11 protein-coding genes and 1 pseudogene are annotated in these 12,791 nt (G+C 59.6%); 6 read left to right on the top strand and 6 right to left on the bottom strand.

The features are described from left to right. Nucleotides 1-2: 2 nt before the first annotated feature. Nucleotides 3-890 carry a proline iminopeptidase-family hydrolase gene (locus AB1462_RS25240; RefSeq protein ID WP_090407466.1) on the bottom strand — a complete coding sequence of 296 codons (888 nt, stop codon included), beginning with the start codon at nucleotides 888-890 and terminating at the stop codon, nucleotides 3-5. A gap of 183 nt (nucleotides 891-1,073) precedes the next feature. Between AB1462_RS25240 and AB1462_RS25235 the strand changes: the two genes are divergently transcribed. Beyond that, nucleotides 1,074-1,838 (top strand): LuxR family transcriptional regulator, encoded by a 765-nt coding sequence (locus AB1462_RS25235; RefSeq protein ID WP_090407469.1) that lies wholly within the window; start codon nucleotides 1,074-1,076, stop codon nucleotides 1,836-1,838. A 92-nt stretch (nucleotides 1,839-1,930) separates the two neighbouring features. Beyond that, entirely contained in the window at nucleotides 1,931-2,863 is a 933-nt protein-coding gene (locus AB1462_RS25230) for a proline iminopeptidase-family hydrolase (RefSeq protein WP_259193573.1), read from the top strand. Between the two features lie 39 nt (nucleotides 2,864-2,902). Here the strand turns inward: AB1462_RS25230 and AB1462_RS25225 are convergent, their stop codons facing one another. Beyond that, the gene (locus AB1462_RS25225; RefSeq protein WP_315337207.1) at nucleotides 2,903-4,405 is read right to left on the bottom strand and encodes a nucleobase:cation symporter-2 family protein; all 1,503 of its coding nucleotides are present in this window, start codon (nucleotides 4,403-4,405) and stop codon (nucleotides 2,903-2,905) included. A 162-nt stretch (nucleotides 4,406-4,567) separates the two neighbouring features. Between AB1462_RS25225 and AB1462_RS25220 the strand changes: the two are divergent. Next, nucleotides 4,568-4,810, top strand: a pseudogene (locus AB1462_RS25220) (nucleoside-binding protein); the annotation flags it as partial. Here AB1462_RS25220 and punC read toward each other — a convergent pair. After that, nucleotides 4,807-5,991: a purine nucleoside transporter PunC gene (punC, locus tag AB1462_RS25215; protein WP_315337209.1), complete on the bottom strand. Its 1,185-nt coding sequence runs from the start codon at nucleotides 5,989-5,991 to the stop codon at nucleotides 4,807-4,809. The pseudogene AB1462_RS25220 and the gene punC sit on opposite strands and share 4 nt — an antisense overlap. Before the next feature lie 122 nt (nucleotides 5,992-6,113). Between punC and punR the strand changes: the two genes are divergently transcribed. Continuing rightward, nucleotides 6,114-7,034: a DNA-binding transcriptional activator PunR gene (gene punR / locus AB1462_RS25210; protein ID WP_090407478.1), complete on the top strand. Its 921-nt coding sequence runs from the start codon at nucleotides 6,114-6,116 to the stop codon at nucleotides 7,032-7,034. Here the strand turns inward: punR and AB1462_RS25205 are convergent. After that, the gene (locus AB1462_RS25205) at nucleotides 7,023-8,192 is read right to left on the bottom strand and encodes an aspartate aminotransferase family protein (RefSeq protein WP_090407481.1); all 1,170 of its coding nucleotides are present in this window, start codon (nucleotides 8,190-8,192) and stop codon (nucleotides 7,023-7,025) included. The genes punR and AB1462_RS25205 overlap by 12 nt on opposite strands. Nucleotides 8,193-8,295: 103 nt before the next feature. Here AB1462_RS25205 and AB1462_RS25200 point away from each other — a divergent pair, with 103 nt between their 5' ends. Further along, nucleotides 8,296-9,201, top strand: a complete 906-nt coding sequence (locus AB1462_RS25200) for a LysR family transcriptional regulator (RefSeq protein ID WP_259193576.1) — start codon at nucleotides 8,296-8,298, stop codon at nucleotides 9,199-9,201. On the opposite strand, the gene AB1462_RS25195 is transcribed toward AB1462_RS25200, so the two are convergent. Then, nucleotides 9,198-9,821, bottom strand: coding sequence for an HAD family phosphatase (locus AB1462_RS25195; RefSeq protein ID WP_090407488.1), 624 nt, complete (start codon nucleotides 9,819-9,821; stop codon nucleotides 9,198-9,200). The two genes, AB1462_RS25200 and AB1462_RS25195, sit on opposite strands and share 4 nt — an antisense overlap. Nucleotides 9,822-10,124: 303 nt before the next feature. On the opposite strand from AB1462_RS25195, the gene AB1462_RS25190 reads away from it, so the two are divergent. Next, a complete protein-coding gene (locus AB1462_RS25190) occupies nucleotides 10,125-11,303 on the top strand; it encodes an anthrax toxin-like adenylyl cyclase domain-containing protein (RefSeq protein WP_367248163.1) in 1,179 nt (392 codons plus the stop codon). Nucleotides 11,304-11,358: 55 nt separating this feature from the next. Here AB1462_RS25190 and fabV read toward each other — a convergent pair whose 3' ends face one another. Continuing rightward, nucleotides 11,359-12,555: an enoyl-ACP reductase FabV gene (gene fabV, locus AB1462_RS25185; protein ID WP_259193578.1), complete on the bottom strand. Its 1,197-nt coding sequence runs from the start codon at nucleotides 12,553-12,555 to the stop codon at nucleotides 11,359-11,361. Nucleotides 12,556-12,791 lie beyond the last annotated feature (236 nt).

The raw sequence follows: 12,791 nt of genomic DNA, 5'->3' as shown, positions 1-12,791 counted from the left end.
TGTCAGCCTCGGTGGCGAGCGAGAAAGTCCAACAGTACTGGAAAATACGCGTGTGGCTCCTCGTAGAACGGCATATGGCTACTGTTGGGAAATACATGCAGTTCGGCGTGCTTGGCTGCCATCTTCATACGCATCGCGCAGGCCGGGGTGAGTTCGTCGTGCTGGCCGGTGGTGATCAGGATCGGCATGTTGAAAGCGGCCATCTCGGGGATGCGGTTCCAGTCCTTGAGGTTACCGACGTAGAGGAATTCGTTGGGGCCCTGCATGGTTTCGTAGGGCCCCATGTTCCAGTCGCCAAGGGAGCGCTTGACCGGTTCGGGCCATTCGTCCAGACGACACACATGGCGATAGTTGAGCAAGGTGATCGCGGCCTGGTACTGCGGGTGGTCCAGGGTGCCCATGGCTTCATGACGCTGCATCATGGCCACGGTTTCACTGCCCAGCGCGCCGCGCAGGCGTTCCAGCTCCTGGGACAGGTGCGGAATGTCGCCGACGGTGTTCTCGAGGATCAGGCTTTTCAGCGTGTCGGGGTAATGGATGGCGTATTCGATGCCCAGCCAGCCGCCCCAGGAATGCCCGAGCAGGTGCACGCGGCCGAGGTCCAGGGCTTGGCGTACGGTTTCGACTTCTTCGACATAACGGCGGATTTCCCACAGGGAAACATCGGTCGGTCTGGCTGATGCGCCTGTGCCAAGCTGGTCGAATGCAACCACTCGCAGGTTATGGTCCTTGAGCCAGCCATGGGCGTCGCGCAAGTAGTCACACGGCAGGCCCGGCCCGCCGTTTAGACACAAAAGCACCTCATCGCCTTCGCCAAAGCTGTAGACCACGAGGTTGTGGCCATCGACTTGCACGTTGTACTGCTGGTCGGGGGCAATTTCACGCCACATGCATACATTCCTTGTGTTGTATCGGCCTGGCGGGTAGCGGCCGTTTATCAGGCCAACACTACCGAGGATGCCGTGCGTCCATAACCTAGTATTTCTTATAGGTTTGGCCTGGCAGTCCTTCGCCGGGGCGTGGCATTCTACTTGCAGCAAGTCGAGATTCAAATGAATTCGGGAGCAGAACGGATGCTGACCAAGCTGACTGCCTTCAATCAACGTCTGATGCCGGGCAGGAGCCTGGATGAGCAGATGGACAACACGTTCATCCTCGCCCAGCAGTTGGGCTTCGATGCACTGGTGTACGACTACAGCCCGGTGCCGATCGACCAGGAGGGTGCATTGATCACCCCTTCGGTGCTGGAGCTGCGCAATACGCCGCCCGATTGGCATGCCTTGTGGTGCCGCGAAGGGTTTTACCAGATAGACCCGGTGCAACACCTGTCCCTGAGCACGGTGTCACCGTTTGTCTGGTCCTACGAAGCCAAGGCCAACACCCCGCTGCAAAAGATCATCGACCCGTGCCACGCCCCCGTGTCGTCCTACCTGCACGACCAGCAACTGACCTGTGGCGTCAGCGTGCCGATCCATCTGCCTCGGGGCGGCTTCGCTTCGCTGACGGGCCTGCGAATCGGCAAAGCTCACACCGTATTGCCGGATGCACAGCAGACCTTGTCTGACTTCAGCCTGATTTCCCACGCTTTGCAGGAAGCGGCCTACCCGCTGTTCGGCAAGGAGCTGCGCACCTACCCGCACATTCACCTGACCAAACGTGAACGCGAATGCCTCAAGTGGGCCGCCGACGGCCTCACCGCCGCCGAAATCGCTACGCAATTGAGCCGTTCACTGGCGGTTGTCACCCTGCACCTGGCCTCGGCGATGCACAAACTGGGGGCCAAGAACCGTGTACAAGCTGTGGTCCGCGCCACCCATTACCGTCTGCTGGAAGACTGATCCCCCGGCAAAACCTAGCTGTTTTGCTAGTTACCTAAATTTCGCGCGCAGACTATCGTGTCCCTGATCCTTTTTTCAGAGCAGGGCACGAAATGGAATTCATCGAAAAAATCCGCGAAGGGTATGCGGCGTTTGGCGCCTACCAGACCTGGTACCGCGTCACCGGCGACCTGTCCAGCGGCCGCACGCCGCTGGTGATCATCCACGGTGGCCCCGGCTGCACCCATGATTATGTCGACGCCTTCAAGGACGTCGCAGCCAGCGGTCACGCGGTCATCCATTACGACCAACTGGGCAATGGCCGCTCCACCCATTTGCCAGAAAAAGACCCGTCCTTCTGGACCGTCGATCTATTCCTTAAAGAACTGGATAACCTGCTGGACCACCTGCAGATCAGCGATAACTACGCGATCCTCGGCCAGTCCTGGGGCGGCATGCTCGGCAGCGAGCACGCGATCCTGCAACCCAAAGGCCTGCGCGCGTTTATCCCGGCGAACTCACCGACCTGCATGCGCACCTGGGTCAGCGAGGCCAACCGCCTGCGCAAACTGCTGCCCCAAGGCGTGCATGAAACCCTGCTCGAGCATGAAGCCGCCGGCACCTACAACGATCCGGAATACCTCGTCGCTTCGCGGGTGTTCTATGACCAGCACGTGTGCCGCGTTAACCCGTGGCCGGAAGAAGTGGCGCGTACCTTTGCCCAAGTCGACTCGGACCCCACGGTGTATCACGCCATGAGCGGTCCGACCGAGTTCCACGTGATCGGCAGCCTGAAGGACTGGAAATCCATTGGCCGCTTGTCGGCGATCAAGGTGCCGACCCTAGTGATCTCCGGCCGGCATGATGAAGCCACGCCACTGGTGGTCAAGCCGTTCCTGGATGAGATCGCGGATGTGCGCTGGGCGCTGTTTGAAGACTCCAGCCACATGCCCCACGTGGAAGAACGCCAGGCATGCATGGGTACCGTGGTGAAGTTTTTGGATGAGGCGTGTTCTATGCCGCACACAGTCCGCAAGGTTGGTTGAGTTCCGAATGTGGGAGGGGGCTTGCTCCCTCCCACATTTTTAGACCTCCGTGGTTTCAGCTTGTGCAGCTTTCGTTGGCACCTGCGCCACCAATGGAATCTCCTTGCCCTCGGCATCGAACAACTTGCCCCCCCTGAAATAGTCCCCATCCCGCAACGCCGCTACGTCGTGGAAGCACAAACTGCGCTCAGTCCCCGCCACAAACACCGACTGCTGGTCAGAGTTACCTGCGGTGAAATGGTTGAACGCCAGATTCAACAGGATCGCCATGATCGCCGACGAACTGATACCCGAGTGAAAAATGGTCGCAAACCAGCTGGGGAATTGGTCGTAGAAACTCGGCGCGGCAATCGGGATCATGCCGAAACCGATGGACGTGGCCACGATGATCAGGTTCATGTTGTTGCGGTAGTCCACCTTGGACAGGGTGCGAATACCACTGGCCGCCACGGTGCCGAACAGCACAATCCCGGCACCGCCCAGTACCGAGGTCGGTACCGCTGCGATCACCCGCCCCATGAATGGCAGCAAGCCGAGGATCACCAGGAACACCCCACCCGTTGCCACTACAAAGCGACTCTTCACCCCGGTCACTGCCACCAGGCCGACGTTCTGGGCGAAGGCGCTCTGGGTAAACGAACCGAAGATTGGCGCGAACATGCTCGACAGCATGTCGGCGCGCAGGCCGTTGCCCAGGCGTTTGGAGTCGACCTTGGTATCGATGATTTCACCCACCGCGAGGATGTCGGCTGAGGTTTCCACCAGCGTCACCATCACCACGATGCACATGGAAATGATCGCCGCGATATGAAAGGTCGGCATACCGAAATGGAACGGCGTAGGGAAACCGAACATCGGCCCCTGGGTGACGCCGGAAAAGTCCGCCATGCCAAGGAACACCGCAATCACCGTACCGATCACCATCGCCAGCAGGATCGACAGGCGCGAGATAGTCGCGCTGCCGATCTTGCTCAATAGCAGCACCAGCACCAGGGTCAACGCCGCCAGGCCGATGTTGGGCATGCTGCCGAAATCCGCCGCGCGGCTGTTACCGCCCATGGCCCAGCGCGCCGCCACGGGCATCAGGGTCAGGCCGATGGTGGTGATCACAATACCGGTCACCAACGGCGGGAAAAACTGGGTGATCCGCGAGAACACCGGGGTGATCAACAGCCCGATAAACGACGCGGCCATCACCGCCCCGAGAATCGCCGGCACCCCACCGGCGCCATCGCTGCCGACAATCGCCACCATGGTCGCCACCCCGGCAAACGACACACCCTGCACCAGCGGCAACTGACAGCCAAAGAACGGTAGGCCAAGGGTTTGCAACAGGGTCGCGAGGCCACCGGCAAACAACGATGCGGCGATCAATAGGCCAATATCCGCTGGTGACAACCCGGCCGCCTGGCCAACGATCAACGGTACCGCGACGATGCCGCCATACATGGTGAGCACATGCTGCAGGCCGTAAGCCATGTTAGCGGCGACGCCTAGATTCTCATCTTCCGGCCGCTGCGGTGACGCCTTCGGGATAGTCATGGTGAGGGGTTCTCTGTTTTTGTTGTGCGGCCACTGTATGCAATCTTTAGACTGGATGTCCATAGAGTTGTATACAATCAATCGAACAAAATACCCTCCATCAGCGTTACAAAAACAATTCGACTGTGATAAGCCAGAACGCTACATGCTCAACCTGACGTGGCGAAATTCCAGGGGTTCATCAATTACGTCGGGGGAAAAAGGCGAGGACTACCGCGGCCGTGATACGGCACCGGAAGCCTTGATGCGCAGCGCGCTGATGGTCGCGGTACGACCGGGCAAGAGCGTGAAGCCGAACCTGTACCTCGGGGTGGGTTACGAGGACTGGCACAACAAGTTCGGCGTGGACGGCGGCCGGGGCAGCAGTGCGTCACGCCGACGGTGAACAGGGAAGTGACGTTCTAGGCAGCCGCCAGTTCCGAATCGTCTGCCTTCGGCCGCGCCAGCCAATAGCCCAACACGGCCAAGGGCGCGGTCGCCAGCATCACGATCGCGGTGATCAGCAACGGTTGCTCGATCATCGACGACACCAACAGGCTGCTGAGAAAGCACAGGCCCAGTTGCAGGGTGTTTTGCAGTGCCGCCGCCTTGCCGGAGTTTTCTGCAAACGGCATCAGCGCATTCGCCACCACGATCGGGTAGCTGGCGCCATTGACCAGCGCCATCAAGCAGAACGGAATCAACAAGGTGGTGAGCGTCGGCACGGTCAAGGTGGCGACCAGGTACAACGCCACCATGCTGATGCAATAGGCCAGCAGCAACCACGGCAACAGCGTCTTGCCCTGGAAACGCTGCAAAGCACTGCGGCAACTGTAGCCCCCCACCAGAAACGCCAAGGTTGGCAGCACGTAGCTCAGGCCGATGTCATTCGGGCTGTAGCCCATGTCGCCCAGGATAAAGGGCGAAGCGGTCAGCCAGGCGAAGAAGCTGGCCGAGCAGGCGGCGAAGATCATCACATTGCCGGTAAACACCCGGGAGGTGAGCAACTGCCAATAGCCAAGGCCCGCAGGTTCGCCTTCCCGCGCCCGAGGTTTCGGCACGGAGCGCAGGAACAACGTCGGCAGCAACAACAGCAACGACACGCCCAGCAATACGCCGAAGATGGCCTGCCAACCGAAGTGGTTCAGCACCATCGCGCCCAGCAGCGGCGCCAGCGCCGGCGACAACGACATCAACGGCATGATGCTGGCGAATACGCGGTGGGCCTTGTCGGCCGGGTAGCGGTCGATCACCAACGCCTGCCAACTCACGGCGGCGGAACACACGCCAATCGCCTGCATAAAGCGCAAGGCCAGCAACTGCGGCGCGGTTTCGACCCAAAACATCCCCGCGCACCCCACGACAAACAGGCTCAAGCCTGCGAGCAAAATCGGCTTGCGCCCCAGGCGGTCGGACAACGGTCCCCAGAGCAATTGCCCCACCGCAAAGCCGGCGAGGAAAATACTCAAGCTGGCGCCCACCGCCCCCGCACCAATATGCAACTGCTCGCCCATGGCGCCGAACGCGGGCAAATACATGTCCATGGCGAGGTAACCGAGCATGCTCAGCCCCGCCAGATACCAGGTGAAACCAAAAGAATTTTTCATTGAAGCCTTGTTAACCTTGCCATCAAACTATTTGCTGACTGCCGCGCATTATGAAGCTGACAGTTTCTGTGTGAAGCGATAATAATTGGCGACTGTTATCAATATTTTTGAAGGCAACCCTCATGTGGTCCGAATACTCCCTGGATGTCGTCGACGCAGTAGCGCGGCATGGCAGCTTCAGCGCCGCCGCCCAGGAACTGCACCGTGTGCCGTCAGCCATCAGTTATACCGTACGTCAACTTGAAGAGTGGCTGGCGGTGCCGCTGTTTGTGCGCCGGCATCGTGATGTGGAACTGACCCCCGCCGGCCGCCTTTTTATCGACGAAGCCCGCGGCGTGATGAAAAAAATGCTCGGCACACGGCGCCTGTGCCAGCAGGTGGCCAATGGCTGGAGTGGCCAGTTGAAGGTGGCCGTGGATTCCATCGTCAAACCCCAGCGCTGCCGGCAGTTGGTGCTGGATTTCTATCGGCAGTTTCCCGAAGTGGAATTGCTCCTGGAATACGAGGTGTACAACGGTGTGTGGGATGCCTTGGCGGATGAGCGCACCGATATTGTCATCGGCGCCACCAGCGCCGTGCCGGTGGCCAGTCACTTCACCTTTCGCGATATGGGCTTATTGAACTGGTTGTGCGTGGTCAGCGCCCGGCACCCGTTGGCGGCGGTGGAAGGTTTGCTCAATGACGACCAACTGCGCCCCTTCGCCTCGCTGTGCATGACCGACACCTCGCGCAACCTGCCCAAGCGCGACACCTGGACCCTGGATAACCAACGGCGGCTGGTGGTGCCGAACTGGGCTTCCGCCATCGATTGCCTGCGCGATGGCCTGTGCGTCGGCATGGCACCGGCGCATCAGGTGTTGCCGTGGATCGAGCGCGGTGAATTGGTGGCGCTGCAACTGACGCGCCCGTTCCCGGCCAGCCCGTCGTGCGTGGCCTGGGCCCAGAGCAAACTGTCCCCGGCCATGACGTGGTTGCTGGAGTACCTGGGGGATACCGACACCCTGAACCAGGAGTGGCTCAACGGCAGGGACCTAGCTCAATAGCCGAGTGATGGCCCGCACGATCATCTCGACCTCCTTGGTCTCCAGGGTCAACGGCGGCAGCAGGCGAATGACCTTACCCCGCGTCACGTTGATCAGCAGCCCATGCTCCTGGGCGGCGCGCTGGGCCAGGTCGCGATAGGGGCTGGCTAACTCAATACCGATCATCAGGCCCTGCCCCCGAATCGCCAGCACCTGCGGATGCTCTTCCAATTCCATGCGTAACCGCGCCAGCAAGCGTTCGCCCTGTTGCGCAGCGTTCTGTAACAAGCCTTGCTCTTCGATAATGTCCAAGACGGTGCAGCCCACCCGGCACGCCAGCGGGTTGCCGCCAAAGGTACTGCCGTGACTGCCGGGCGTGAAAAGCTCGGCTACCACAGCCCTGGCCAGGCAGGCACCGATGGGCACCCCATTGCCGAGGCCTTTGGCCAGGGTCATCACATCCGGGACAATGCCTTCATGCTGGAACGCAAACCAGGCACCGGTACGGCCGATGCCGGTCTGGATTTCGTCGAGCATCATCAGCCAGCCGTGCCGTGTGCAGTGGTCACGCAGGGCTTGCAGGTAACCCGGCGGCGCTGGCAATACCCCACTTTCGCCCTGGATGGGTTCCAGCAAGACCGCCGCGATTCGCGTGCCGAACGTCTGGGTGATTGCCTCGATCGCCGCCAGATCACCAAACCTGACCTTGAGAAAATCCCCCGGCAAGCGTTGGAAACCCAAGCGCACCGAGGGGCCATCGCTCGCCGCCATGGTGCCCAGGGTGCGGCCATGGAAGGCATTCTCCATCACCACCACCAAGGGCTCTTCGATGCCTTTTTTCCAGCCATGCAACCGCGCGAGTTTCAGCGCCGTCTCGTTGGCTTCGGCGCCGGAGTTGTTGAAGAAGGCACGGTCCAGGCCGGACAGCTGGGTCAAGCGCTGGGCCAAACGTTGCTGCCAGTCGATGCTGTAGAGGTTGGAGGTGTGCAACAACAGGCCGGCCTGTTCGCTGATGGCCGCCACCAGCTTTGGGTGGGAATGCCCGACATTGGTCACTGCCACACCCGCCACCGCGTCCAGGTATTCGCGCCCCTGCTGATCCCACAGGCGCGTGCCCAGGCCACGAGTGAAACTCAGGGCCAAGGGTTGATAGGTGGTCATCAGGCAGGCGGCGGTCATGGTGGCAGGCTCCAGTGCATCGTTGTGATAGCAGCAGTATCGTTAGCCACCTCAGCTGGATAAACTGCACTTTCCTGCAATGACTTTAAATCAGGGCTTGTTAATGGATCTGTTCCAAGCGATGTCGGTGTACGTGAAGGTGGTAGAAGCCGGCAGCATGACCGCCGCCGCCCACGCCTGCGGGATGTCGACCACTATGGTCGGCAACCACTTGCGCGCCCTCGAACAACGCCTGGGCGTCAGCCTGCTCAAGCGCACTACCCGCAAACAGAGCCTCACGGAATTCGGCGGCCAGTATTACCAGCGCTGCCAGGAAGTGCTGGGACTGGTGGCCGACTCCGAGCAACTGGCCGAACAGGCCCACAGCGACATCCCCAAAGGCACCCTGCGCATCACCGCGCCACCCGCCTTCGGCACCGAACGCCTGGCGCCGGCCCTGAGCGAGTTCTCACAACGCTACCCGCTGATCAAGCTGTACGTGGTGCTCAGCAACCAGCGCGTGGACATGGTCGACAGCGGCTTTGACGTAGCGATCCGCCTGGGCGAACTGGAACCCTCAAGCCTGATCGCCCGACCGATGCAGGACTACACCATCACCCTGTGCGCCTCACCGGATTACCTGGCCCGACGGGGTACGCCACAGGCGCCCGAGGATCTGCAACAGCATGACTGCCTGGCGTTCGCCTATCCTTCCACCGACGACTGGCGCAACGCCGATAAGCTGTGGCGCATGACCGGCGCAGAAGGCGAAGTGGAAATCCCGGTGTCCGGCTCGCTGACCATCAATAGCTCCCAGGCCTTGCGCCAGGCAGCCGTGCAAGGCATGGGGATCGTCATGCTGCCGGATGCCCTGGTGCAGCCGGACCTGCAGTCCGGCAAGCTGGTGGCCTTGCTGACCACCTATCAACTGCCCAGCCGGCCCATGCATTTGCTGTACGGTCAGGATCGTTATCGCTTGCCGAAGCTGCGCGCCTTTGTCGATTTCGCCCTGGAAAAGTGGGCGCGCTAGAAGCCCACACCCAGCTCGCGCAATCGCCCAGCCGTCTGCTCGGCAGACACATGGTGAATACCTTGCCAGCCGAGGCCGATGGCCGCATCGATATTGCCGGCGACATCATCGATAAACACCACTTCCCCCGGCTGGATGTCCGGCAGGTACACCCGTATCTGGCTGAGGCTGGCGTGATAGATCGCCGCATCGGGCTTGATCAACTTCAACTCGCCAGACACCACGATGTTGCGAAATTTGCGAAGGAAGGGGTAATTGGCGAGCGCATAGGGAAAGGTCTCCGCCGACCAGTTTGTGAGCCCAAACAGTGGCATGTTGGCCTGATGCAGCGCGTTGAGAATTGCCACGCCTTCGGGCAACGGGCCACGCAGCATTTCGTGCCATCGGTCGTAGTAGGCCGCGATCAAGGGTTCATGGTGGGGGTATTGATCGATCAGGATTTGCGTGGCTTCGGCCAATGGCCGCCCCGCATCCTGCTCGGTGTTCCAGGCCTGGGTACAGATGTTATCGAGGAACCACTGCCGCTCTTGATCGTCGGCAATCAGCTTGCGGTAGAGGTGTTGCGGGTTCCAGTCGAACAGTACACCGCCAAAGTCAAACACTACTGCGCGGATCGTCATGGGTTCCTCCTTTTGTGCAACGCCAGGGTCAGGACAGTTTGGCATGTACCCGGCCCCTAACAGCAAGTAAGCACGAGTAGGATTGTTCTGAGATTCAAACAAGGCGTGCGCGGGGAACCCGCAGCTTCCCTTGTTAATAAAGGTCTTTAGCTTTAAGGCGCGGATTCTATCTCACATAGATAGTCACACTTGTTCTTCCCGTTTGAAGGCGCCCTCACTTTAATCTCGGGCGTCCAACTCAAGGAGCTAGCGTCTGGAGGGAATCATCGAACTTCGCTGTGGATATGACTCGGAGAAACTTCAATGACAAGCATAACCTCTTCAATGACCTCCCCTTCCGCATACAGCCTTGCCGCGCTGCAAAACTATCTCGCCCAAGGCGCAAATACTCCCACAGCAGTGCTGGTCGATCGGGTCAAGGACGAAACAGGCATCGTGCCAAGCCATCTTGCCCCCTTGCAAGACATCGCAATGACCACCAACTCCATCATAGGCATACGCCCGGTCGAAACCGTCGCAACAGGCCTGATAGAAGCCGGGCACCCCACCAAGGACTTCCATATCAAAGGCAAGAGCGCCAACTGGGGCCCTCAGGCAGGTCTGATCTGTACAGACCAGGCATTCAGCAAACTTGAACAAGTTGCCGAAAAAACACCAGCCAAAGTAGCCAACGCCAATGAGCAAATCCAAGCGTGTATCCAAGAAGGCCATGCAGTTGCAACGCCCCTGCAGCTGTCGAGCCAGCGCCTTGATGTATTGGTCAAGCTCGGCCACATAACCCAACTGGCCGTTCAAGGCGCTGACGGCACATTGCAATTAAGCGCCCGTGGGCCCAGTCAGCAAACCTATACATTCGAAGGCCATCGCACGTCACCTTCAAGCGACAGCTACTTCATCACCCATCAGGGCAAGCCCCTTGAAGTGCTGGCCAAGCATGCAGAAGGCAAACCGTTGACCGCCGATTACGACCTGCACCTGATCGCGCCCCATATCAACGACTTCGGCCCCCAAGACAAACTCCCCGTACCGGACGTGGCCCACAGTGTCTTCAAGGGTCGAGTTGAACGCTATAAGCAAGTTCCTGAGGTACTACGCGCAGACTTCGACAGCCCCGGCCATTTCTACCGGAAAGAAGATCCCCACCTTGGCAACGCAACACCACGGATAGAGCAGATGATAGGGCTGATCAATCAAAAATTGGTCGGCGAGGGAGAGAGAGTGGTTCATCACAACGCGGACTCGGGCAGCCCGGCCACGGAAGTGGCTGCCAATTACCCGGCGACGTTTTTCCTACCGGTAAAACTGGGTCGATTCGATGAAATCAGCATCATCCACGACAGCAGGGAAATGGCAGAACTGATCAAGACCGCCAAGGACAGCGGTTATTACGTACCGCTGAATCCCCTGTGGGAGAAAGAAGTGACCAACGTGAGGCGGTCCGCCTTCACCCAGGCAAAAAAAATAGCCTTGCCTGAATCATGACTGGGAAGACAGCGGCCTGATAACCCGATGATCAGGCCGCTATCAGTCACATCATTTACGCTTGGATCAAGCCATTGATCTTCACGGTCGGATTCACGTCAGCGTCGTAGTCCACGCCATCGACTTCAAAGCCGAACAAGCGCAGGAACTCAGCCTTATAGCCGGCGAAATCGCTGATCTCGTTGACGTTCTCGTCGGTGACCTGGTTCCACAAGGCCGCCACGGCGTCCTGGACCTTGGGTTCCAGTTCGGCCAGGTCGGCACGCAGGCGACCGTCAGCGTCGAGCTTCGGCTGGCTGCCGTACAGGCTGTCCTTGAACAGGCCGTAGACCTGCTCGATGCAGCCTTCGTGGGTGCCCTGCTCTTTCATCACTTTGAACAGCAACGACAAGTACAGCGGCATGATCGGGATCGCAGAGCTGGCCTGGGTGACCACGGCCTTGAGGACCGATACGCGGGCGTCGCCCTTCAGTGCCGCGAGGTTGTCGCGCAGGGTCAGGACTTTCTTGTCCAAGTCTTTCTTGGCTTCGCCGATCGAGCCGTTCCAGTAGATGTCCTGGGTCAGCTTCTCGCCGAGGTAGGTGAAGGCGGTGGTCTTGGCGCCTTCGGCCAACACGTCCGCATCACGCAGGGCGTCGATCCACAGCTGCCAGTCCGCGCCACCCATGACATTCACGGTGCCGTCGATTTCTTCCTGGGTTGCAGGCTCGAGGGTGGTGTCGACTACAACGCCTTTGTCGGTGTTGATACCGCGCAGGGTCACGGCCTTGCCGATTGGCTTGAGGGTGGAATTGTAGACTTCACCGGTCTTGGGATCGGTGCGGCGCGGGGCGGCCAGGCTGTAGACGACCAGGTCGATCTTGCCCAGGTCTTTCTTGATGGTTTCGATGGTCAGGCGCTTGATCTCGTCGGAAAACGCGTCGCCATTGATGCTCTTGGCGTACAGGCCTTTTTCAACCGCAAACTTCTCGAACGCAGCGCTGTTGTACCAGCCGGCGGAGCTCAGCTTGCCTTCTTCGCCTTCTTTCTCAAAAAACACGCCCAAGGTATCGGCGCCGCAGCCAAACGCAGCACTGATGCGCGCGGCCAGGCCGTAGCCGGTGGAAGCGCCGAGGACCAGCACCTTCTTCGGGCCATCCTGGATGGCGCCGTGCTCAGTTACGTAGTCGATCTGTTCCTTGACGTTCGCCTCACAGCCAACAGGGTGAGCGGTCACACAGATAAAGCCACGAACCCGCGGTTTGATGATCATAAAATTTCTGCCTCTTCCAAGGTGCCGAAGGCCAGTGGTGGCCATTCAACTTCAATCGTACCGGTCTATGACGTCCGAAAAACCGAAGCGTCACGATAGTCGCAAATCTTCTGTTTACAAAATCCAATCCACACAAGCCCACAAGGGTTAAAACTGTGTCGAGCCTTCACAATTTCGCACTATTTAAAACGCCAATCCGCTGCCGGACGCCTTATCATGACGGAGTTGTTTCATTA

This window comes from Pseudomonas sp. SB113, from assembly GCF_040754745.1.
GTDB lineage: Bacteria > Pseudomonadota > Gammaproteobacteria > Pseudomonadales > Pseudomonadaceae > Aquipseudomonas > Aquipseudomonas grimontii.
The sequence above is the reverse complement of the archived record's forward strand: the minus strand, read 5'-3'. Positions and strand labels throughout refer to the sequence as shown.